Origin of the sequence: Fulvimarina thalattae, from assembly GCF_040239565.1 — a bacterium.
Classification (GTDB): domain Bacteria; phylum Pseudomonadota; class Alphaproteobacteria; order Rhizobiales; family Rhizobiaceae; genus Fulvimarina.
This window is the reverse complement of record NZ_JBEHWS010000004.1, coordinates 22530-42881: the sequence shown is the minus strand read 5'-3', so window position 1 is coordinate 42881 and position 20352 is coordinate 22530. Positions and strand designations below refer to the sequence as shown.

Sequence of the window (20352 nt, the reverse complement as noted above, 5' to 3'; positions counted from 1 at the left end):
TCCGACTTGAGGAAACATGATCGAGAGCTGAACACGGTAGCCCAGCGAGCACTCGCGGGGTGAGGTTCGTCGACGAAAGCCGGACCACTCGGTCGAATTTTCGCGGCAAGGCGTTTGACCGCTTGTCATCTGGCCGCTCCTGTTGTTAAGGAGCCTGCGTGTGCCCAGCGATGGGAACAGCGACCATGGAGTTGCCTGCTTTCGCCCCGGATCGATCGATCCAGAGCAGTTGCAGGCAAAGCCGAACGTTTCCGACAGGAACGCCTCGCGGAGAGGTGGCAGAGTGGTCGAATGCACCGCACTCGAAATGCGGCATACGTTAATAGCGTATCGGGGGTTCGAATCCCCCCCTCTCCGCCATTATCCTGTAGCGAACCCGAGATGAGGCTCCCGTTGGGGGCCTTTTTATTTTTGTCTCAAAGGCGTTTAGCCGACACGCCCGAACCTCCGAGACTGGCGCCGGGTCTAATATCCGTCTCTGAACGGCCATCCGTCTCTGAGCGAGCGAACCTCGTTCGGCCCGGTTCGGCTTCGTAAAGACCAGCGTTTTCAGCGGCTTTCGCAGTTCTCTCAAGATTGCATTCAGCGGGAATTCTTCCGATTGGCGTCGCGAACGAGAGAACGCAAGGTAGTCGTTTCCAGGCGTAAAGCGACGAAGGTCGGAGAGGATCATGGGAGCTTGCCGTCAAGTGGATACGATTAGAATATCATCACCTTGCTCCAACCTGTTCCGACCTAACTCTGAAAGACCCACGATGCCCGAGAAAGCAAAACGACTTGCACCCAAAGGTGAAACCCTGCGGGAGCTCTTCCTGAAATCGGGCAATCTATGCGCATTCCCGGGCTGCGGGCAGCTGATGATGGACGCAGAAGGTACATTCATAGGTCAGGTCTGTCACATTGAGGCAGCCGAGGAGGATGGCGAACGTTTCAACTCAACCATGACTAATGAGGACCGGCGGGCTGCCTCGAACCTCATGCTCATGTGCTATCCGCACCACCAGAAGACGAATGACGTGACAGCCTATCCGGTCGAGAGGCTCAAGCAGATGAAGGACGATCACGAGCGCCGTTTCTCGCGTCCCGACCGCGCCATCCTCGAAACGTTGACCGACTGGACTGAGCTCGACGCCCCGACTGAGGTCCGGAATCTCAAGCGCCTGGACAAGGTGCTCGGCTGGAACAACGGGGCTACCGAACTCCATGAGGCCGCTGAAGAACTTAACGTCTATGTCGCCCGACTGAAAAACGTACCAATTGAGCTTCGCAGATTTCTTGGCGCCGTCATGAAGCGGGCGGCAAAGATGGACAGTAGTCGGGCTGTTCAAACCGGTATGGCCGGAACCCTGATCCTTATCAGCGACCTCAAAGGCGCATTCAATCTTGGTGAGCGCGCTATTGCCGAGCGCGCGAACCAACTTGATGCCTACGGTCTTGGCGACATTGACCAGATTGACACCGACATGGGTCCCAAGCCTGCGGTACGCATCCTGGACCTCAAGAGCGGCTGGCCCTTATGGAGAGACATCATAACGTTCTGCGAGGAGGCGAACGAGCCACTGGAGGCATTCACCGACGATCTGGATTTCGCGCGGCTTGACGGCTGACTGCCGAGAACCTGAAATTTGAGTTCGCAGCTGTTGGCCAGACGGATGCTCCAGCTTAGCACCCTCTGGCTTGAATGGGCGTTGGCGGCGAGAGGTCCTAATCTCATTATGAACCAAACGCGGCATTCATCTGCTCCGCCCACGGCCGATTGGCTACCGCAACGAGGTCGTTCAGCGAGAGCGCCGGCGGTACGCGCCTGATGACGAGGTGTTCGAGCACCTCCGGCGACAGATAGGCGAGCCGCATCATTCGGCTGACGAACCGGTCGGAGACCTTCTCGGCCGCGGCGATATCCTGAATGGTGGAAGCGGCGCCGGATTCCAACTGCCGCCGCCAGTTCCAGGCGCGGGCGATGGCGCGCAGCACATGAGGGTCTTGCGACCGGCCGTCCCGGATCGTCACCTCGTCGGGCGGGAAGATCTTCGGCCGCCCATTGCGTTTGCGGATCGTCAGGGGGATGACGACCCGGATGGTCTTCGTCGAGTCGGTCATGCACAGGCCTCCGTCTGGCGGGCGGCCATCATGTCCCGCAGGACCGAGCCCAGCCCCTCATGGCGCAGATCGACGGCGATGCCGTCTTCGCCGACGGTCACCCGCTCGACCAGAAGCTGGACGATGCGGGTCTGCTCCGCCGGATAGAGCGCCGCCCAGATCTGGTCGAACTCGCCGAAGGCCTGGACAACCGCCTTCTCATCGACGGCCGAGTTCACTTCGCGAAGGGCCTCAATCGTTCGAGCCGCGATCTCGGGCGCGCGGATCATGCGGCGGATTTCACCGACCACGGCGTCCTCGACCATGCCCGCCGGCAAGCGCAGCGGACCGGAGGCATCACCGGTCGGACGATTGCGGATCAGGTCCATCGAGGCGTAGTAGCGATAAAGGCGGCTGCCCTTCTTTGTCGCCGTCGGCGTCATCGCGGCGCCGGTCTCGGTGAAGATGATCCCTTTCAGCAGCGCCGGGGTCTGGCGGCGCGTGTTCTTCGCCCGCAGCCGCGGGCTTTCCTGCAGGATGCTGTGCACCTTGTCCCACAGGTCACGGTTGATGATGGCTTCGTGTTCACCGGGATAGGCGGTGCCCTTATGGACCGCTTCGCCAAGGTAGACCCGGTTATTGATCAGCTTGTAGAGGAAGCCCTTGTCGATAAGCTTGCCGCGCTTGTTCAGCACGCCTTCGGCCGCCAGCGCTTTCGCCAGCGTAGTCGCGGAACCCAGCTGCACGAACCGCTCGAAGATCATCCTGACCGTCGCGGCTTCAGCCTGATTGATCACCAGCTTGCGATCGCGCACGTCGTATCCCAGCGGGACGTAACCGCCCATCCACATGCCGCGCTTGCGCGAGGCCGCCACCTTGTCGCGGATGCGCTCCCCAATCACCTCTCGCTCGAACTGCGCGAAGCTCAGGAGGATGTTCAGCGTCAGACGGCCCATCGACGTCGTGGTGTTGAACGACTGCGTGACCGACACGAACGTCACCTGATTGCGGTCGAAGATCTCGACCAGCCTGGCGAAGTCCATCAGCGAGCGCGACAGCCGGTCGATCTTGTAGACCACGATCACATCGATCAGACCGGCCTCGACGTCCTGAATGATGCGCTTCAGGCCGGGGCGCTCCAGCGTGCCACCGGAGAAGCCACCATCGTCGTAGCGTTCGCGAATGGTGGCCCAGCCTTCCGCCTTCTGGCTCGTCACGAAGGCCTCGCAAGCCTCGCGCTGGGCGTCGAGGCTGTTGAACTCCATGTCGAGCCCTTCCTCGCTCGACTTGCGGGTATAGATGGCGCAGCGCTGGCGGCGCGGCATGATAGCGACGGCTTCCTGATGACGGCTCATCGGTCGTCCCTCCGCGCCTCGCGGAGGCCGAAGAAGCGGTAGCCGTTCCACTGCGTGCCGGTGATCGCCCGCGCCACCGCCGACAGCGACTTGAACTTGCGCCCCTGCCAGTCGAAGCTGTCCTTCATCACTGTGACGGTGTGCTCCACCCCGTCCCATTCACGCACGAGGCGGGTGCCGACCACCGGGTTGCGGGGATCCGCGATGATCGTCTTGCGCCCGACCCGGCCCTCGATTTCGTCCGCCAGCAGGTCCAGCGTACGCCGCGTCTCGCGCGAGAGCCCGCCGAGGGTCAGTTCCTGGATCCGGTAGCCGAGCCTCAGCTCGAGGTAGCTGCGGCTGTTGTTCGGTGCGGGCATGCCGAAGAGGCTTTCCCACTTCGCCTTCAACTCGATTACTGTCATTCGCTTCAGCGCTGCAAGCTGCGTGACCGCGCTCGCGTCCGCCGTATCGCGGTCGCCCGGTTGCCATGGCGCGGCGTCAGTCTTTCTCTTTGTTCCTGGCATCATTGCCCTCCAACTCGGTTGCTCGGTTTGCGACGACCAACACGGCGTTTGAGGGCGAGAATGTCGAATGAACTGTCTTCGCCAGGCGCAGATAAAGAACTGGACTGTTCCGGCAGAACACGCCTGAGCCCTGCGGCAAGAATCTGCGCGAGTTCATCAAGGCGTTCTTCCGCCGACAGACGGGCGGGAAATAGCGGGTTCGGACCGGATCGGGTGTCTTGCATGAGACCGTTCGCAACAGAGGATGACTGGCGAAACGGTAGTCACAAAACGATGATACGCAATCAGATTCAATGACTTATCGCGTTGCTGCGGAATCATTAGAAGTGGAGCGCAGTTTTATCAGTGACGCGTCCTTGGCCGTACCTTGTCGTCGGTGGCCAGACGCAATGCCGCCCGCCAGAGAGGCGTCTTCGTGAACACGCTGCGCTCGGTGCGAGACAACCCATCAGAACGATTTTCATGCAGAAGCCCCATCCAGCAGAGAGGCCGCAGCACCTGAACATAAAGGCTGCTCAGCGCTTCATCGAAGAGACGGTTGTCATCTGGCTCTCCATAGAGGGCGCGCCGGATCTCTCCGCCTGTTGCGCCGTCCTCTGCCTCGACGTTGAGCACGTTGCAGAAGATATCCCAGTTACCCAGCGGTCTTGCTTCGCGCCGTGAAAACCGCAGGTGATCGACCTCGAATAGATAGAATGGCGTGATGATGCCGAAAAGCCGGCCCGGATGACCGACAAGCGACCGGCCAGCCTTGGTCAGCTTGAACTCCCCCTTGTAGTGCCGCCCGATTTTCAATGCGATCATCAGGTCATGCAGATCCATCAGCGGGCCGAAGTCGATCTCGTTGAGCACCTTGTTGACGGCGAAGAGGTCGACCTCCGAGTATCCGGGCCATTCGAACTGGGCTGCGGCCCAATGGACGAAACTGCGCTTGAAGGCTTTGGACGGGGTCAACTCGATCCCTCCGTGCTCGGCGACGTAGGAGAATGTCTTTTCCACGGCGCGTAGCATCGGCGAATGCAAGAGTGCCGGATCGGCATCGTCGATTTCCCGGAACGCGATCACATCTGGTCTCCCGTCCGAACCAGCGGATCCGGCCGACGATCCTGATATCCTCGGCGGTGCGTTAGTTTTCCAGTACGCACTCGCCTTCGACATGCATGATGCGAAGACGACGCCTTCTTCTCGATATCATCGACTACGATCACCTTTGCGGCCACCGTGATTGGCTGACGCCAGCAAGAAACTGGTCATAGCTGTCCCACGGCTCATCCTCTTCGATGTCCGCTCCACCGAGTCCATCGAACTGGAGGAGCGAAACAGAAATGCCGAGGCGGTCAGAAAAAAAGGCGAGTTCACGGACGGGCTCCGATCCCCGACTGAACGTCCAGATGCCGTTGGGAAGAGCGGTGGGCCGCTGGGAGCTGCGGTGTTGTGATGCAGCGCCCATCGCCATCACAGAACCATCCGGGATCGGCATGCCGGAACGGATGAACACGCCGCTTTTGTAAGCGCTCGTACTGGCCCGGCCCCAAAGAGCGAAACCATCACGCGCCACCACCATGGCCGCCCGGGTGTTGGTGAACTCGATCCACTTGCGCGTGGCGGCAAGCAGTGAGACGCCATATCGATCCGTGACGTGGCCGAGGAGATCGCGCGTCATTTCCTGGCCGCCGATCTGGTTGCGGTAGTCGTCGATCGGCATCAACAGGAAGGAAGCGAAGGTGTCGGCCTCTTCCTCGCGCTCCCTCTCTGCGTCTTTCCAGTCGTTGGACTGGAGCGGAAGGCACTCGAAATCGTAATCCTCGGACAACTCGCCATCACGATAATGACTGGCGGTTAGCGGGCGCCGATGCAGCAGGTAATGCCCGAATTCGTGGGCCAGCGTGAAACGCTCGCGTCCCCGATAGCGTGGCTGCGTGTTGTATAGAATCTGCCAGCCAGGCTTTTTGCGCCGGGCGCGAAGCATGCCCTCGAAGCCGTCGATATCGACGCCTTTGACGGCCGTGATCGGATCTTCATGGTTGCGCGAGACCTCAAGCGCCAGCGCTTCGACGTCCACCGGGAATCGGTCCTCCCCCAGCACAGTGCGGAGGAGAACCGTCAGGTCGTTGGCAGCCCGCCGAGGCGTTTTTCGCGCCTTGTCCGTCATCAATCCTCATCGTCCAGGATCTTCAGCATCTCTCGAAGCCGCTCTTTGCTCTTGGGCTTCATCTGCTGGTACTTGCGGAAAAATGCCGTGTCGGCCGCATCGGCCTCGGTGACGGCTTCTGTGGCGAGCAGGTAGTCGGCGGTCGTTTCCAGAGCCAGGGCGATCTGCTGCAGCTTCTCCGCCGAGGGGCGCGCGACGTCCTTATTCTCGATTTCCCACATGTAGCTCTTGCTTGAACCGACCCGCTCGGCCAGCGCCTCCAGCGTCAGACCTCGCTTCAGTCTGAGCTCTCTGACGCGCTCTCCCAAGGGTGTTGGCACGGGTGTCCTCCTGTTTTTCGGCGAGTTCGTTATCGCGTTACATCTAGTCCTTGACACGCGATACACGCAACTCCTATCTTTCGCAGAAGTTCGCAAGAACGAACTAACATTAGCGCTTCTACGAGACAGGAGGCCGTCATGGCTAAGGAAAAAGGGTCAGGGACCCACCACGTAGTTCCCAGCTCTGGTGGCGGCTGGGACGTTCGCCGCGGCGGCGCCGGTCGCGCCAGCGGGCATTTCGACACCAAGCGGGAGGCGATCGACCGGGGGCGAGAGATGAGCCGCAACGCCGGGACGGAATTCAAGATCCACAACCGGGACGGCCGGATCGGCCAGTCCGATTCGCACGGGAACGACCCGCGCACCATCAAGGGCTAAGGAGAACCGATCATGGCCTCAGTGACGACTTTCATCCGCAACATGCCTGCTTCGTCGCTGCAGGCCTATTTCCACCATACCGGCATCGAGCTTCCGACCGAAGTCGATTGGCAGGGGCCGGAGCCCGAGGTGGTCCGCATCACGCTCCGCGCCGTCGACGAAATGGACGACGAAGCCCGAGCGCGCATCGTCAATGATGCCGAGCGTGTTGGCGCCCTCGCTGACGATGCCGGGCAAACCGCGCTTTACAGCGTAGTCGATGACCGCACGGTTCTCGACGATCTCGCCAATGGGCACGCGCGGGCGCTGTGGATGTTCCTGAACGAACCGGTTCGGTTCCGCCATGCCGAGGAAGTCCGCTACACCGACGAGCGCCGCCGTGGCCGGAGCTGGGACGGGTTCATCGGTGAGCCGAACCTTGACCTGCGTCGCGATGAGGCCTCCCTGGAAGCTTTCAAGGCGTCACTCCGCGAGCGGTTCGCTTCGAACAACATCCACATCGACATCTTCGGGCGCTACCGGCCGACCTTCGATGGCGAGGATTGCGAACTGGTTCAGATCGCGATTTACCGCGAGGGCCTGCTGGACGACTTCCTGGCGTTCGATGATGGCGGTGCGCTGGTCCGCCGCGCCCGCCGCCCGGTATTCGAGGCGGCCATGACCTATGAACCGGCGACCGGCGTCATCGAAGTCGTGGCCAACGATCGCGAGAGTCGCGAAGAGATGGTGCGCGTCATGGCGCGGGATTTGCTCGGCATCGAGTTCCAGAGTGAAAAGGTGCCGTTCCGCACCTATGATCTCGCCGTCCTGCTGCACCCCTTCAGCTTCCCGACGGACCCGGAAGACGGCATCGAGTCCGTTGAAGTCAAGCAGCTGCGCCTGATGCCAATCGACAATAACGCCGAACGCGTCACGCTCGAATGCCTGCGGAAGGCCGATCGCACCATCTGGAGCATGTCGGCAGAGCGGTTCGGGTCCAATGATCCACTGGCTGGCGGATGGGTGGCGACGCAGGCGAAGCTGACCATCAAGTTCCAACCCAAAGGCGACGCGAAGCGGGGCCGGACGCTGCCGCTGACGATCACCATGCCGCATGGCTGCAATCTCAAGGAACAGACCGAGGAGGAGCAGCTGATCGGCGAGAAGTACCTGCGCCGCTGGGGCATTCTTTCCGGGGCTGACGGTGCCGTCGTCGATTGATCGGAAGGCGGCAGACCTGTTGCTGTCTGTGATCGAGACGCCGGATGCGGTCATTAGCGGCTCGGTCCTCGACGGCTACTATGGGCGGGTCGCGCCGGCGCTGAAGGCGGCTGGGATAATTCAGCCTAAAGATCACTCACGGGCAGCCGTTTCACTCGTCGACCACGAGGATGAGCCCGTCAATCTGATCTGGTCATCCGAACATCGGGCATATGGGTATTTCAGCCCGACAGCGGGGTGGGTGAGCGTCCCCGGTGATCAGTTGGCGATGTTCCGCGTCAACTTCAGCAAGCTGATCGGCCAGTTGGTGGAGCGGCTGGATTTGTCGCCGCGAACCGCTTCTGTCGAACTCGTGCCTGACCTTCTTTGGGAGGTCGGCGACGCGCGCCTGCCAGGACGCAGCAAACGCACAGCTGTATGGATTGGCCGTCGGCTCGGCGATCCAGCCATATGGAGAACTTTCATCGATGCCGCCCGGAAGCGCCCGGCACCCGGCTTGCGAGTTGTCCTGAGCCTTACACCTCGAAATCGCCTGCCGACTGACGTGCACCTCGGTCATACGCTGATCGACGTCCGAGATGTCGCCGACCACAACGGTCTTACTGTCGTTCCCGACCTCTTGGCCGCCCGAATTGCGGCGGGCTCCCAGTTGAGCGACGACCTGATCACCATGGCCGCCGACGGCGCGTCACTTACGGTTCGCGGAACACGGCATGCGTTCTCTGGATCGAAGCAGCGCGCAATCATCCGGCAACTGTATGGCGCCTGGAAATCGGGCCATCCGGAACTTCTGACCGCTGAGGTTCTGGAGACCGCCGGATACAGTACGAGCGTCAACACGCTGGCGAAGGCTTTCTCCGGGAGACCCGAATGGCGCGATTTCATCCGCGAGGAGAATGGCCGCTGTTGGTTGTTTCTCTGATGTCCTGAATTTCTTCAACGACAGGCCGCCCGATGGGGCGGCTTTTTTTGTTTCTGACGCAGATTCAACGACTCCTACCTTGAGCCCTACCTGGCTCCTTCCCGGCTCCTACCCGCCCAGCAGCCATCCTCTCCGCAGGTTTTCGACCAAAACCCAAGGAGACACAGATGGCTACGAAACATCTCAACCAGATCGACCTGGCTGCGCGCTGGAACATTTCTCACCGCACGCTTGAGCGCTGGCGCTGGACGGGCGAAGGCCCGCGCTTCGTCAAGCTCGGTGGTCGCGTCGTGTACCGCCTCGAAGACGTCGAGGAGTACGAGCGCGAGCAGATCCGCGCGAGCACCGCCGATAGCCCCGCAAAGCCTGCGGCGTGAGGGGGCGGTGATGATGATCTACAACCGCATCTCCCTCGATGAGCTCCGGCGCATGGCTGTCGGCGACATCGCCGCTCTGCCCGCAGAGCAGCTCGCCCTCCTGCAGGACGAGGCCGCCGACGCCCTGCGCTGCGCCAAGACCATCTGCGACTGGCTCGATGGGGCCGTCGCGCTCAAGTACGGCGATCGTGCCCACACGACGCGCCAGGCCGCCGGCAAGGACTCCGGCACGGTCCGCTTCGACGACGGCGCGGTCACCGTGATCGCTGATCTGCCGAAGCGCGTCGACTGGGACCAGCACAAGCTCGCCGCTCTCGTTGAGCGCATCCGGGCCGAGGGCGACGACCCGACCGAATACGTCGACGTCGCCATCAAGGTGCCCGAGCGCAAGTTCGCGGCCTGGCCGAGCCACATCCGCTCCGCCTTCGAGGACGCGCGCACCGTCCGCACCGGCAAGCCCAGCTTCCGTCTTTCCCTGAACACTGAGGTGACGTCATGAGCATCACGAAGAAGCTCGCGTTGCTCCGCGAGCAGCATTACGGGCTGGACAAGCTGCCCGAGACCATCCGGGTGCCGGCCCTTGGCGAGCGTCGCGACGAGACCGTCAAGCCGGTCGGGGCGGCCTCGATCGACGAATTGGCCTTCGCCCTCATCGGCCTGAACGAGCGGGCATCGGCGCTCTACCGCGAGATCGACGCAGTGCGCACCCTCCACGACGAGGCCCGCAAGGCCGGCGCGCTAGGAGCCGACATCGCGATTGACGCCCTGATCGCGGCGAAGGGAGGCAAGTAATGGCTCTCCCGATCATCTCCGCCGATCAGCGGCTCGCCGAGCCGCGCGGCATCAAGGGCACGATCTTCGGCAAGTCCGGAATCGGCAAGACCTCGCTTCTCTGGACGCTCGACTCCGCCACTACATTGTTCATCGACCTGGAGGCGGGCGACCTCGCCATCGAGGGATGGTCCGGCGACAGCGTCCGGCCGCGCACATGGGCCGAATGCCGCGATTTCGCGGTCTTCATCGGCGGGCCCAATCCGGCGCTGCGGGACGACCAGGTCTACAGCGACGCCCATTTCGCGGCAGTGTGCGAGCGCTTCGGCGATCCGGCGACGCTCGACCGCTACCACACTGTCTTCATCGACTCGATCACTGTGGCCGGACGGCTCTGCTTCCAATGGTGCAAGGGTCAGCCAGAGGCTTTCTCGGACAAGACCGGCAAGCCCGATGTCCGAGGCGCCTATGGCATGCACGGCCGCGAGATGATCGCGTGGCTCACGCATCTCCAGCACACGCGGGCGAAGAACGTCTGGTTCGTCGGGATCCTCGACGAGAAGCTCGACGACTTCAACAGGCGCATCTTCCAGCCGCAGATCGACGGCTCGAAGACCGGCCTCGAGTTGCCGGGCATCGTCGATGAGGTCCTGACGATGGCCGAGATCAAGGACGACGCCGGCACGCCTTATCGTGCCTTCATCTGTCAGACGATCAATCAGTGGAACTTCCCCGCGAAGGACCGCTCCGGTCGCCTCGACTTGATCGAGGAGCCGCATCTCGGCCGCCTGATGGCCAAGATCCGCGGGCCCGTGAAGCCCGCCTCCGAGCGGCTGGCCTATCGCAGCCCGCCCCCGGCCGCGACCGCTGCGACCCCCGACGCCCCCACCCCTTCCGAAAACACCTGAACGAGGAGACCCCAGTCATGTCTGGATCCTGGAACGACTTCAACTCCGCCCAATCCAACACCAACGTCATCCCGAAAGGCACGCTCGCCAAGGTGCGCCTGACGCTCCGCCCGGGCGGCTTCGACGACCCCTCGCAGGGCTGGACCGGCGGCTGGGCGCGCCGCGCCGCCACCGGCGCCGTCTATCTCGACGCCGAATACACGGTGCTCGAGGGGCCCTATGCCCGGCGCAAGGTCTGGTCGCTGATCGGCCTCTACAGCCCGAAGGGCCCGGACTGGGCGAACATGGGGCGCGGCCTGATCCGCGGCATCCTCAACTCGGCGCGCGGCGTGTCGGACAAGGACAACTCGCCCGAAGCGCAGGCGCGCCGCCGCATCAACGGCTTCGGCGATCTCGACGGCGTCGAGTTCATCGCCCGCATCGACATCGGCACCAACGGCGAGGACAAGAACGAGATCCGCGCCGCGGTCACGCCCGATCACCGCGACTACGCCGCGCTGATGGGCACGGTCGCGCCTCAGTTCACCGCCGCCCCGGCGCAGGGCCACGCCCCGCAGCAGCCCACCACGGCCACCCAGCCCAGCCAGCCCGCGTCCGCCCCCGGCAACGCCGGTCGGCCGAGCTGGGCGCAGTAAGGGGAGACCGGCCATGCGCCTGCGCCCCCGCCAGAAGACCTTCGTCGAGCGCAGCGTGGCTGCGCTCGCCTCCCGCGGCAACACGCTGGGCGTGGCGCCCACCGGCGCGGGCAAGACCATAATGCTCTCGGCGGTCACCGGCGAGATGATCGGCGACGGGGCCAAGGCCTGCGTGCTGGCGCATCGCGACGAGCTGACGGCGCAGAACCGCGCCAAGTTCCAGCGGGTGGTGCCGGGCGTCGCCACATCGGTGATCGACGCCACCGAAAAATCTTGGGGCGGCCAGGTCGCCTTCGCCATGGTGCCGACGCTGGCGCGGGCCTCGAACCTCGCGGACATGCCGCGCCTCGACCTGCTGGTCGTGGACGAGGCGCACCATGCGGTCGCCGACAGCTATCGCCGCATCATCGACCGTGTGCGCGAGGCCAATCCCGACGCACGCATCTTCGGGGTCACGGCGACGCCGAACCGGGGTGACCGGAAAGGGCTGCGCGAGGTCTTCGACAATGTCGCAGATCAGGTGCGGCTGGGCGAGCTGATCGCCTCGGGCCACCTGGTGCCGCCGCGCACCTTCGTCATCGATGTGGGCGTGCAGGACGAGTTGCGCTCGGTCCGCAAAACCATGTCGGATTTCGACATGGCGGAGGTGGCGGGCATCATGGACCGCGCCCCCGTCACCGACGAGGTGATCCGGCACTGGAAGGAGAAGGCAGGCGACCGGCAGACCGTGGTGTTTTGCTCCACCGTCGCGCACGCCGAACACGTCACCGACGCCTTCAGGACGGCGGGCGTTTCCGCCGCGCTGATCCACGGCGATCTGGCGGCCGAGACGCGGAAGGCGATCCTCGCCGACTATGCGGCGGGCAGCATCCGCGTCGTGGTCAACGTGGCCGTGCTGACCGAGGGCTGGGATCATCCGCCCACCTCCTGCGTCGTGCTGCTGCGCCCCAGCTCCTACAAGTCCACCATGATCCAGATGGTCGGGCGCGGGCTGCGCACCGTCGATCCCGAGGAACACCCCGGCATCGTCAAGACCGACTGCGTCGTGCTGGATTTCGGGACGTCGAGCCTGATCCACGGCACGCTGGAACAGGATGTCGATCTCGACGGCAAGACCGAGACCGGCGAGGCGCCGACCAAGACCTGTCCGGCCTGCGAGGCGGAGATCCCGCTGGCCGCCACCGAATGCCCGCTCTGCGGTGAGGCGTTCCCGCACGAGGATCTGGATGCGGGCGAAAGCGGGGCCGCCGCGCCGCTGTCGGGCTTCATGATGACCGAGATCGACCTGCTGAAGCGGTCCAGCTTCGCCTGGGTCGACCTCTACGGCACGGACGACGCGCTGATGGCCACGGGCTTCGCAGCCTGGGGCGGCATCTTCTGGCTGGACGGGGTCTGGTACGCCATCGGCGGGGCGAAGGGCGAACGCCCGCATCTGCTGGGCGTGGGCGAACGGACCGTCTGCCTCGCGCAGGCAGACGATTGGCTGAACACGCACGAGACCGACGAGAGCGCCTTCAAGACCCGCTCCTGGCTGCGCCAGCCGCCCACGGAAAAGCAGCTGCAGTACCTGCCGCCCGAGTGCCGCCACGACTTCGGCCTGACGCGCTACCGCGCCTCCGCGCTGATGACCTTCGGCTTCAACAAGCGCGCCATCCGCCAGCTGATCGACACGGCGGCATCTCCCGAACGGAGGGCGGCATGACCCATGCCCAGATCCACCCCCATCACCGCCGAGGGCCGGCGGCGGCTCTGGCACCCACGTGGAACGCTCTGTGCTGTCTGCCGGCAACCCACCCGTGGTTTTGGCTGGTTCGATCCGCACCGCCCGGCGGCTTTGCCGCCAAAATCATCGAAACGTGCGCGTCCGCGCACGGGGCGGCCCCGGCCGTCGGTCTGGTTCTGCTCGATGCCCTGCCAGTCCTTCTGGGCGCGCTTGGCGCGGGAGCGTTTCGCCAAGGTTGACCTGACCGAGGAAGAGCGCGCCGCGATCACCGCCACCGTGAAGCGCGTGGCGCTGCTGATGGACGAGATCGGCTGGGCCACCCCGCTTGCGGATCTGACCGAGGCGCAGGTGCGCGCGCTGATCGAGGAAGCCGTCGAGGGCTTCCGCGAGGCCATGTCCGACATCGCCCGGGCGCAGACGCCGGAGGTGCCGTTTTGACCCTCGATTACAATCACCGGCCGACTTTCGCAGAGCGGGTCAACGCCGCGGTCGATCGGGCGCTCACCGTCGATCAGGCCACGCGGCCGCCCCGCGACTATCTCGGCGGCTCGCGCCTTGGCCATCCCTGCGAGCGTGCCCTGCAGTTCGAGTTCACGGCGACGCCGAAGGACGACGGCCAGGACTTCTCGGGCCAGTCGCTGCGGATCTTCGCCATCGGCCACGCGCTCGAGGATCTGGCCGTCGCCTGGCTGCGCGGCGCCGGGTTCGACCTCTACACGCGCAAGGGCAACCGGCCAGATGGCGGCCAGTTCGGCTTCTCGATCGCTGGCGGGCGCATCCGCGGTCATGTCGACGGCATCATCGCCGCGGGGCCGGAAGGCTTCGAGCTGGCCGTTCCCGCTCTCTGGGAATGCAAGACGATGAACGCGAAGAACTGGCGCGCCTGCGTCAAGGACGGCGTGGCGAAATCCAAGCCGGTCTACGCTGCCCAGATCGCGGTCTATCAGGCCTACATGGAAGCCAGCGTGCCCGGCATCAGCGCCGCGCCCGCGCTCTTCACCGCGATCAACAAGGACACCGCCGAGCTTCACCACGAGCAGGTCGCGTTCGACGCCGATCTCGCGCAGCGCATGTCCGACCGGGGCGTGCGGATCCTTCAGGCGACCGATGCGGGCGAGCTTCTGCCGCGCGTCGCCACCACGCCCGACTTCTTCGAATGCCGCTTCTGCCCGTGGTCCGAGCGCTGCTGGGGGCTGCCGACATGAGCGACGACGGCATCCTGCACTTCAACCCGTGGATGGACTTCAACGACGGGCCGCCGTCCGAGAACCCCTTCGGCTGTGACCCCGACCCCGAGCAGATCGCCGTGTTCCTCGACACCGTGTTCAGCTGGTGCGAGGGGCTGATCCCTCTCCGCGGCTTCGTCGACAAGGGTCAGGGTCGGGACGGCAAGCCACACAACATCTGGATCCCGGCCGACGACACCGCGCCCGAGAAACTCGCAACCTTCGCCGGATGGGCGAACCGCGAGGGCGCCGCTGTCTATGTCATCCCCGGCACGGTCGAGGAACAGGGCCAGGCCCGCGCCGCTGACGTGCTGCAGATGCAGGCCATAGTCGTCGATCTCGACGCGGGCGACATCCCGGCCAAACTGGACCATGTCACCCGCCACATCGGAACGCCGACGCTGATCATCGAAAGCGGCGGGCGCACGCCAGAGGGCGCCGCAAAGCTCCATGTCTGGTGGAAACTGACCGAACCGGCCGAGGGTGAGGACCTGGCCACCCTCTGCCGCCTGCGCGGCGAGATCGCCGTGAAGGTCGGCGGCGACACGCATTTCCGCTCGGCGCACCAGCCGATCCGGGTGCCCGGCACGGTCTATCACAAGCACGGTCATCAACGCCTCGTGCAGATCCGCGAACATCGCGACGTCGAGGTGGACCTTGCGGATTTCGCCGAGAAGGTCGCCGAGATGCCGCCGCTGCCCGGTGTGGGCTTCGCCAGCGACGTTGCCGCGCCGACCGCGAAGCCCGACATCGACGCGGTGCTCACCACGCCAGTGCGCGAAGGCGCGGTCGACGACTGGTCCCGGTTCCAGGGGGCCAGCGCCGCCATCGGCCATTACGTCCGCCTTGTGCACGAGGGCCGCCTCGATCCCTTCGCGGGCTGGGAGGCGATCTGCGGCTACAACGCCGCCATGCTGCGCCCGTCCTGGCCGCTCGATCGGCTGATGGCCGAGTCCGAAAGGCTCTGGGCGCTGCATATGAAGCGCAACGGTCCGCCGCTCCTGCGCACAGCCCACGCCGATGCCCCGGCCAGCCCATTGCCGACCTTCAGCCTTGGCGCGCTCCTCGACGACACGAGCCCGATGCCCGAGGACATCATCGGGCCGCGCGTGCTGACCCAGGGCGGGCTCCTGGTGCTGGGCGGCGCGCCCAAGGTCGGCAAGAGCGACTTCCTGATCTCCTGGCTCGTGCACATGGCCGCTGGCGTGCCGTTCCTCGGCTTCACGCCGCCCCGGCCGCTGCGCGTGTTCTATCTCCAGGCGGAAATCCAGTATCACTACCTGCGCGAGCGCATGCAGCAGATCGCGCTGCCCGCCACCGTGATCGCCGCCGCGCGCGACACCTTCATCGCCACCCCGAAGCTGAAGCTGCTGCTCGACGCGGAGGGCGTCGCCCGCGTGGCCGAGGCGATCCGGGCCGCATTCTCCGACGCGCCGCCCGACATCATCGTCATCGACCCGATCCGAAATCTCTTCGATGGCGGTTCCGAGGGCGGTGGCGAGAACGACAACACCGCCATGATGTTCTTCCTGAAGGACCTGGTGGAGCTTCTCCGCGAGGCCGTCAATCCGGACGCGGGCGTCATCCTCGCCCACCACACCCGCAAGGCCAGCAAGCATCAGGTCAAGGACGATCCCTTCCTCGCGCTCTCCGGCGCAAGCGCGCTGCGCGGCTTCTACACCTCGGGGCTGCTCATGCACCGGCCCGACGAGGACAGCACCGTCCGCAGGCTGGAGATCGAATTGCGGAACGGCCCTGCGCTGCCGGGCAAGCTGATCGACAAGGTGAAGGGCGAGTGGGTCGAGCTGAACCCGCTGAACGAGCGCCTGGTGCGCAAGGAGGTCGGGGCCAAACTTGATGCCGAGCGGCTGCGCAAGCACGACGTCATCCTCGGCATGCTGCTGGATGAGGCCGCGAGCGAGCGCCTCTACACCGCCATGCAGTTCGCCGAGACCTTCGAGAACCGGGGCGGTCTGGGCAGCAAGCACACGATCCGCGAGCGCCTCAGCGTGCTGGCGACCAAGGGCTTCGTGAAGTTCCTGCGCGACCCCTCGGGGTTCGGCTTCCCCGTCACCCGGTCCCGTTTTGGCTACCTCTGCGTGGAAGGCATGCAGTTCGGCGCCCCCGAGGAGCATGTCGATCCGGACACCGGCGAGGTCACCACGACCGCCCGTCCGGTCCTGCCCAGCCACTTCAAATGCCCCCAATCCGGGCTCTGCCTGCAGGTCGAAAACCCCGCCGTCTGGGTCTACCCGGAGGGGCTGGAGGAAGACCTCACTCATATGAGTGAGGCCTGACTCATATGACAGCGCCAACTGTGCACTCAATGAAATCAAGGGGTTACGGGCAAATAAGAGTCAGGTCCCTGACTCATGCCCGAAGACTTCCTGAAGTCTTATTCCCCAATGATTTCAGCCACTTGTTCTCCCCGGAACAGTTAGGTGTCAAACCCCCATACTACGTATGGGAGGGCCACCCCACAGGGTTGGCCACTCCTCCCATACGTCCGGGCCAGCCGCGCGTGCCGCCGTGACGCTCCCTTGTGCTTTCCGATCCGACGACGGCGGCCCCGTACCGCCAAGCACCAGTCCGCCGTCGTCTTCCACCACCACAGGCCACCGGCAAAGGAGACCCATCATGGCTCAGCCGACTCTGATCCCGAATTTGCGACGGCGCAAGGTTTGAATCGCTGCCGCTCGACACCCCCCACAACCGCTGCATCCTCGCGCTCGATCTCGGCACCTCGACCGGCTGGGCGATCCGCGGTCATGACGGCCTGATCACCAGCGGCACCGTCTCGCTGCGCCCCGGCCGCTTCGACGGCGGCGGCATGCGCTACCTGCGCTTCACCAACTGGTTGACCGAGATCGACCGGCTGTCGGGGCCCGTCGCCGCCATCTGGTTCGAAGAGGTCCGCCGCCACGCGGGCACCGACGCGAGCCACATCTACGGTGGGCTCATGGCCACGCTGACCGCATGGGCCGAGCTGCGCGGCGTGCCCTACGAGGGCGTCCCGGTCGGCACGATCAAGCGCCACGCCTCGGGCAAGGGCAACGCCGACAAGGCCGCCATGGTCGCCGCCGTCCGCGCCCGCGGCTTCAGCCCGGCCGACGACAACGAGGCCGACGCCATCGCCATCCTGCTCTGGGCGATCGAGACGAACGGAGGTGTCGCATGAGATGGCATCCCCACGGCTACGGCGGCCGGCGCCGGGATCCCGAACAGGTCAAGCGCGAGGGTTGGCAGGAACAGGGCGTCCTCGCGGTCTCCGCCGATGACGACCGCCTCACCTGGCCCGAGCGTGAACTGGTGCGCCAACTCGGCGAGAAGCTCTACGGCCCGCGCCCGTCCGACAGGGAGGCGCGCCATGGCTGATCGCGAATGGACCGCCGACTGCGTCGCCGATCATTTCGAGGAGGCGTTCCGCACCCTGCGCAAGCTGCCGCCGGTGAAGGCGCAGGGCTACTTCAACACCTGGCCGGACATCGTGCGCACCAGCCGCGAGATCGCGGCGATGGAGCCGCAGCCGATGCGGGTCTGGCCCTCGGCCGCCGCGATCACACGGCTCGAGCAAACCTTCGACTGGGTGCTCTGGATCGAGGAGGCGGAGCGCAAGCTGGTCTGGTCGCGCGCCGCCCGCGTGCCGTGGAAGCAGATCAGCGGCGAGCTTGGCTGCGACCGCACGACCGCATGGCGTCGCTGGCAGTTGGCGCTGACCAAGATCGCTGCGCGCCTGAATGCCCAGTGACTCCAATGTGTTGCAACACTTTTTCCTTCGACATCTGCAACATGATCGTGCTATTCCAAAGGCAAGATGGGGAGAGTGCGCTGGAAGGCTCGCTCTCCCCTTTGCGTTGACGGGGGCCTTCTGGACCCCGGTATCCAGCGAGGGTCCGGCCGGGGTCCAGCCCACGGCAGTTTCCGGTTCCTTCCTGGCGATATTCGTATGCTGGCGGGCGAAGCGCGGGACATCGCCAGCGACAGGGCCGGATTTTTGGGAAGCCACCCGGAAGCCAGAGCCGCCTGAACCCGCCTGAAACACTTCAAATTCAAACCCTTGATGCTGGACACCCCTGGTGGCCACTGGACCCCGCATGGAGTCCAGTCTGGACCCCGGAGTCCGGAAGCCAGGGGTATCCACCCTGATCCGAGGAATGACCCGCCGATGACGCTGAGCTTTGCCCCGGATCGGATCGAGATGTGGCCGCTGGCCAAGCTTCAGCCCTATGCCCGCAATGCGAAGGCGCATGGCGCGGATCAGGTCGCGAAGATCGCCGCCAGCATGGCCGAGTTCGGCTGGACCGTGCCCTGCCTCGTCGGCGAAGACGGCGAATTGATCGCGGGCCATGGCCGTGTGCTGGCCGCCACGCAGCTGGGGCTGACTGAGGCGCCGGTGATGGTGCTGGGCCATCTGACCGAGGCACAGCGGCGGGCCTACCGGATCGCGGACAACAAGCTGACGGAGCTCGGCACCTGGGACGAGGCGCTGCTGTCGGCGGAACTGAACGATCTGCTGGCCGAGGATTTCGAGCTGTCGCTGGTCGGCTTTTCCGACGGCGAACTGGACAAGCTTCTGGCCTTCGTGCCGGAGGGGGAGGGGGAAGAAGGTGGCGCCGGGGGCTCCGTGCCCCCGGTGACCATCCCCGAACCCCCGCGCAATCCGGCGTCGCGGACGGGCGATCTCTGGATCCTCGGCGATCACCGGCTGCTCTGCGGCGACAGCACCAGCCACGATGATGTCCGCCGCCTGATGAACGGCGAGCGGGCGATCCTGTTCGCGACCGACCCGCCATACCTCGTCGACTATGACGGCTCGAACCATCCGACCCGCAACAAGGATTGGTCGGCGTCCTACGGCACGACCTGGGACGACAGTTCGCAGGGGGCCGAACTCTACGACGGCTTCATCGCGGCGGCCGTAGCCGAGGCGATCACCGAGGATGCGGCCTGGTACTGTTGGCACGCCTCGCGCCGCCAGGCGATGCTGGAAGCGTGCTGGGAAAAGGCCGGAGCCTTCGTCCACCAGCAGATCATCTGGGTGAAGGACCGCGGTGTCTTGACCCGGTCCCACTACCTCTGGAAGCACGAACCCTGCTTCATGGGCTGGCGGCGTCCGAACCGGCCGCCGAAGATCGCCGAGCAGACGCTGCCATCGACCTGGGAGATGCCCAGCTTCGCCAAGGACGAGCGCCCGGACCACCCGACGCCGAAACCGCTCGACGCCTTCGGCATCCCGATGCGCCAGCACGTCGCCCGCGGCGGGCTCTGCTACGAGCCCTTCTCGGGCTCCGGCTCGCAAATCATGGCGGGCGAGGCCAATGGCCGCCGCGTCTTCGCGATGGAGATCAGCCCGGCCTATGTCGATGTCGCAGCGGAGCGCTGGCAGGCAGAGACCGGCCGCGACGCGATCCTCGACGGCGATGGCCGGACCTTCGCGCAGGTGAGAACCGCGCGGCTCGGCGACGATGCCGACGCCCCGGCCGATCCCCCGGCAACAGACACCGCCCCCGAACTTGCGCGAAAGCGCAAGACCGCCGCATGAAGCAGTCCCGCCTCATGTCGCTGGTCGAGTCCGTTGCCAACGTGATCGTCGGCTACGGAGTCGCGGTCGTGACGCAGATCCTGATCTTCCCTGTCTTCGGGCTGCACACGACGCTGGCGCAGAACCTGAAGATGGGCGCCATCTTCACCATCGTGTCGATCGCCCGTTCCTTCGCCTTGCGGCGGGTATTCGAGGCGATCCGGATGCGGAGCGCCAAATGATCGACCGCCGCCCCGGAGGGACGGCGGCCTTCAGCTT

General features: G+C 64.9%; 24 protein-coding genes and 1 tRNA gene. 19 read left to right on the top strand and 6 right to left on the bottom strand.

Annotated features, from left to right (window positions below; translation table 11 throughout):
• The first annotated feature begins 269 nt into the window (after positions 1 to 269).
• Together ABRA89_RS06605 and ABRA89_RS06600 are read left to right on the top strand one after the other, a co-directional pair.
• Positions 270 to 360: transfer RNA gene (locus tag ABRA89_RS06605), tRNA-Ser, on the top strand.
• Positions 361 to 755: 395 nt separating this feature from the next.
• Positions 756 to 1607 carry a hypothetical protein gene (locus ABRA89_RS06600; protein ID WP_349940665.1) on the top strand — a complete coding sequence of 284 codons (852 nt, stop codon included), beginning with the start codon at positions 756 to 758 and terminating at the stop codon, positions 1605 to 1607.
• A gap of 106 nt (positions 1608 to 1713) precedes the next feature.
• Here ABRA89_RS06600 and ABRA89_RS06595 read toward each other — a convergent pair whose 3' ends face one another.
• The 6 genes from ABRA89_RS06595 to ABRA89_RS06570 all read right to left on the bottom strand — a co-directional run bounded on the left by ABRA89_RS06595 (position 1714) and on the right by ABRA89_RS06570 (position 6412).
• Entirely contained in the window at positions 1714 to 2100 is a 387-nt protein-coding gene (locus tag ABRA89_RS06595; protein ID WP_349940664.1) for a hypothetical protein, read from the bottom strand.
• Entirely contained in the window at positions 2097 to 3434 is a 1338-nt protein-coding gene (locus ABRA89_RS06590; RefSeq protein WP_349940663.1) for a recombinase family protein, read from the bottom strand. The genes ABRA89_RS06595 and ABRA89_RS06590 overlap by 4 nt, the downstream gene beginning before the upstream one ends.
• Positions 3431 to 3943, bottom strand: a complete 513-nt coding sequence (locus tag ABRA89_RS06585; RefSeq protein WP_349940662.1) for a DUF2924 domain-containing protein — start codon at positions 3941 to 3943, stop codon at positions 3431 to 3433. Before ABRA89_RS06585 ends, ABRA89_RS06590 begins: the two co-directional genes overlap by 4 nt.
• Before the next feature lie 339 nt (positions 3944 to 4282).
• The gene (locus ABRA89_RS06580; RefSeq protein ID WP_349940661.1) at positions 4283 to 5005 is read right to left on the bottom strand and encodes a hypothetical protein; all 723 of its coding nucleotides are present in this window, start codon (positions 5003 to 5005) and stop codon (positions 4283 to 4285) included.
• A gap of 139 nt (positions 5006 to 5144) precedes the next feature.
• A complete protein-coding gene (locus tag ABRA89_RS06575; protein WP_349940660.1) occupies positions 5145 to 6002 on the bottom strand; it encodes an ImmA/IrrE family metallo-endopeptidase in 858 nt (285 codons plus the stop codon).
• An 89-nt stretch (positions 6003 to 6091) separates the two neighbouring features.
• Positions 6092 to 6412, bottom strand: a complete 321-nt coding sequence (locus ABRA89_RS06570) for a helix-turn-helix domain-containing protein (RefSeq protein ID WP_349940659.1) — start codon at positions 6410 to 6412, stop codon at positions 6092 to 6094.
• A 138-nt stretch (positions 6413 to 6550) separates the two neighbouring features.
• Here ABRA89_RS06570 and ABRA89_RS06565 point away from each other — a divergent pair, with 138 nt between their 5' ends.
• The 17 genes from ABRA89_RS06565 to ABRA89_RS06485 all read left to right on the top strand — a co-directional run bounded on the left by ABRA89_RS06565 (position 6551) and on the right by ABRA89_RS06485 (position 20315).
• Complete coding sequence (locus ABRA89_RS06565) at positions 6551 to 6790, top strand: DUF2188 domain-containing protein (protein WP_349940658.1); 240 nt, start codon at positions 6551 to 6553, stop codon at positions 6788 to 6790.
• A 12-nt stretch (positions 6791 to 6802) separates the two neighbouring features.
• Positions 6803 to 7990, top strand: coding sequence for a hypothetical protein (locus ABRA89_RS06560; protein WP_349940657.1), 1188 nt, complete (start codon positions 6803 to 6805; stop codon positions 7988 to 7990).
• 28 nt (positions 7991 to 8018) lie between these two features.
• The gene (locus tag ABRA89_RS06555) at positions 8019 to 8912 is read left to right on the top strand and encodes a hypothetical protein (protein ID WP_349940904.1); all 894 of its coding nucleotides are present in this window, start codon (positions 8019 to 8021) and stop codon (positions 8910 to 8912) included.
• 167 nt (positions 8913 to 9079) lie between these two features.
• Positions 9080 to 9289 (top strand): helix-turn-helix transcriptional regulator, encoded by a 210-nt coding sequence (locus tag ABRA89_RS06550; protein WP_349940656.1) that lies wholly within the window; start codon positions 9080 to 9082, stop codon positions 9287 to 9289.
• A 10-nt stretch (positions 9290 to 9299) separates the two neighbouring features.
• Positions 9300 to 9788 (top strand): hypothetical protein, encoded by a 489-nt coding sequence (locus ABRA89_RS06545; protein WP_349940655.1) that lies wholly within the window; start codon positions 9300 to 9302, stop codon positions 9786 to 9788.
• Positions 9785 to 10081, top strand: a complete 297-nt coding sequence (locus ABRA89_RS06540) for a hypothetical protein (protein WP_349940654.1) — start codon at positions 9785 to 9787, stop codon at positions 10079 to 10081. The genes ABRA89_RS06545 and ABRA89_RS06540 overlap by 4 nt, the downstream gene beginning before the upstream one ends.
• On the top strand, positions 10081 to 10968 hold the full coding sequence (locus ABRA89_RS06535; RefSeq protein ID WP_349940653.1) for an ATP-binding protein: 888 nt from the start codon (positions 10081 to 10083) through the stop codon (positions 10966 to 10968). The genes ABRA89_RS06540 and ABRA89_RS06535 overlap by 1 nt, the downstream gene beginning before the upstream one ends.
• A gap of 17 nt (positions 10969 to 10985) precedes the next feature.
• The gene (locus tag ABRA89_RS06530; RefSeq protein WP_349940652.1) at positions 10986 to 11603 is read left to right on the top strand and encodes a hypothetical protein; all 618 of its coding nucleotides are present in this window, start codon (positions 10986 to 10988) and stop codon (positions 11601 to 11603) included.
• Between the two features lie 13 nt (positions 11604 to 11616).
• Positions 11617 to 13305, top strand: coding sequence for a DEAD/DEAH box helicase (locus ABRA89_RS06525; protein ID WP_349940651.1), 1689 nt, complete (start codon positions 11617 to 11619; stop codon positions 13303 to 13305).
• Between the two features lie 3 nt (positions 13306 to 13308).
• Complete coding sequence (locus ABRA89_RS06520) at positions 13309 to 13764, top strand: DUF6511 domain-containing protein (RefSeq protein ID WP_349940650.1); 456 nt, start codon at positions 13309 to 13311, stop codon at positions 13762 to 13764.
• On the top strand, positions 13761 to 14531 hold the full coding sequence (locus ABRA89_RS06515) for a PD-(D/E)XK nuclease family protein (protein ID WP_349940649.1): 771 nt from the start codon (positions 13761 to 13763) through the stop codon (positions 14529 to 14531). Before ABRA89_RS06520 ends, ABRA89_RS06515 begins: the two co-directional genes overlap by 4 nt.
• Complete coding sequence (locus tag ABRA89_RS06510) at positions 14528 to 16849, top strand: AAA family ATPase (RefSeq protein WP_349940648.1); 2322 nt, start codon at positions 14528 to 14530, stop codon at positions 16847 to 16849. The genes ABRA89_RS06515 and ABRA89_RS06510 overlap by 4 nt, the downstream gene beginning before the upstream one ends.
• Before the next feature lie 392 nt (positions 16850 to 17241).
• Positions 17242 to 17730, top strand: coding sequence for a hypothetical protein (locus ABRA89_RS06505; protein ID WP_463671265.1), 489 nt, complete (start codon positions 17242 to 17244; stop codon positions 17728 to 17730).
• Complete coding sequence (locus tag ABRA89_RS06500) at positions 17727 to 17927, top strand: hypothetical protein (RefSeq protein ID WP_028720215.1); 201 nt, start codon at positions 17727 to 17729, stop codon at positions 17925 to 17927. The genes ABRA89_RS06505 and ABRA89_RS06500 overlap by 4 nt, the downstream gene beginning before the upstream one ends.
• Positions 17920 to 18300, top strand: coding sequence for a DUF6362 family protein (locus ABRA89_RS06495; protein WP_018303644.1), 381 nt, complete (start codon positions 17920 to 17922; stop codon positions 18298 to 18300). Before ABRA89_RS06500 ends, ABRA89_RS06495 begins: the two co-directional genes overlap by 8 nt.
• 417 nt (positions 18301 to 18717) lie before the next feature.
• Positions 18718 to 20094 carry a site-specific DNA-methyltransferase gene (locus ABRA89_RS06490; protein WP_349940647.1) on the top strand — a complete coding sequence of 459 codons (1377 nt, stop codon included), beginning with the start codon at positions 18718 to 18720 and terminating at the stop codon, positions 20092 to 20094.
• Positions 20091 to 20315: a DUF7220 family protein gene (locus tag ABRA89_RS06485; protein WP_349940646.1), complete on the top strand. Its 225-nt coding sequence runs from the start codon at positions 20091 to 20093 to the stop codon at positions 20313 to 20315. The genes ABRA89_RS06490 and ABRA89_RS06485 overlap by 4 nt, the downstream gene beginning before the upstream one ends.
• Positions 20316 to 20352 lie beyond the last annotated feature (37 nt).

Bases quoted from the DNA above. Each gene is read 5' to 3' on its own strand.
- ABRA89_RS06600 (WP_349940665.1), top strand. From the start codon at position 756: ATGCCCGAGAAAGCAAAACGACTTGCACCCAAAGGTGAAACCCTGCGG.
- ABRA89_RS06595 (WP_349940664.1), bottom strand. From the start codon at position 2,100: ATGACCGACTCGACGAAGACCATCCGGGTCGTCATCCCCCTGACGATC.
- ABRA89_RS06590 (WP_349940663.1), bottom strand. From the start codon at position 3,434: ATGAGCCGTCATCAGGAAGCCGTCGCTATCATGCCGCGCCGCCAGCGC.
- ABRA89_RS06585 (WP_349940662.1), bottom strand. From the start codon at position 3,943: ATGATGCCAGGAACAAAGAGAAAGACTGACGCCGCGCCATGGCAACCG.
- ABRA89_RS06565 (WP_349940658.1), top strand. From the start codon at position 6,551: ATGGCTAAGGAAAAAGGGTCAGGGACCCACCACGTAGTTCCCAGCTCT.
- ABRA89_RS06560 (WP_349940657.1), top strand. From the start codon at position 6,803: ATGGCCTCAGTGACGACTTTCATCCGCAACATGCCTGCTTCGTCGCTG.
- ABRA89_RS06550 (WP_349940656.1), top strand. From the start codon at position 9,080: ATGGCTACGAAACATCTCAACCAGATCGACCTGGCTGCGCGCTGGAAC.
- ABRA89_RS06545 (WP_349940655.1), top strand. From the start codon at position 9,300: ATGATGATCTACAACCGCATCTCCCTCGATGAGCTCCGGCGCATGGCT.
- ABRA89_RS06540 (WP_349940654.1), top strand. From the start codon at position 9,785: ATGAGCATCACGAAGAAGCTCGCGTTGCTCCGCGAGCAGCATTACGGG.
- ABRA89_RS06535 (WP_349940653.1), top strand. From the start codon at position 10,081: ATGGCTCTCCCGATCATCTCCGCCGATCAGCGGCTCGCCGAGCCGCGC.
- ABRA89_RS06530 (WP_349940652.1), top strand. From the start codon at position 10,986: ATGTCTGGATCCTGGAACGACTTCAACTCCGCCCAATCCAACACCAAC.
- ABRA89_RS06525 (WP_349940651.1), top strand. From the start codon at position 11,617: ATGCGCCTGCGCCCCCGCCAGAAGACCTTCGTCGAGCGCAGCGTGGCT.
- ABRA89_RS06520 (WP_349940650.1), top strand. From the start codon at position 13,309: ATGCCCAGATCCACCCCCATCACCGCCGAGGGCCGGCGGCGGCTCTGG.
- ABRA89_RS06510 (WP_349940648.1), top strand. From the start codon at position 14,528: ATGAGCGACGACGGCATCCTGCACTTCAACCCGTGGATGGACTTCAAC.
- ABRA89_RS06500 (WP_028720215.1), top strand. From the start codon at position 17,727: ATGAGATGGCATCCCCACGGCTACGGCGGCCGGCGCCGGGATCCCGAA.
- ABRA89_RS06495 (WP_018303644.1), top strand. From the start codon at position 17,920: ATGGCTGATCGCGAATGGACCGCCGACTGCGTCGCCGATCATTTCGAG.
- ABRA89_RS06490 (WP_349940647.1), top strand. From the start codon at position 18,718: ATGACGCTGAGCTTTGCCCCGGATCGGATCGAGATGTGGCCGCTGGCC.
- ABRA89_RS06485 (WP_349940646.1), top strand. From the start codon at position 20,091: ATGAAGCAGTCCCGCCTCATGTCGCTGGTCGAGTCCGTTGCCAACGTG.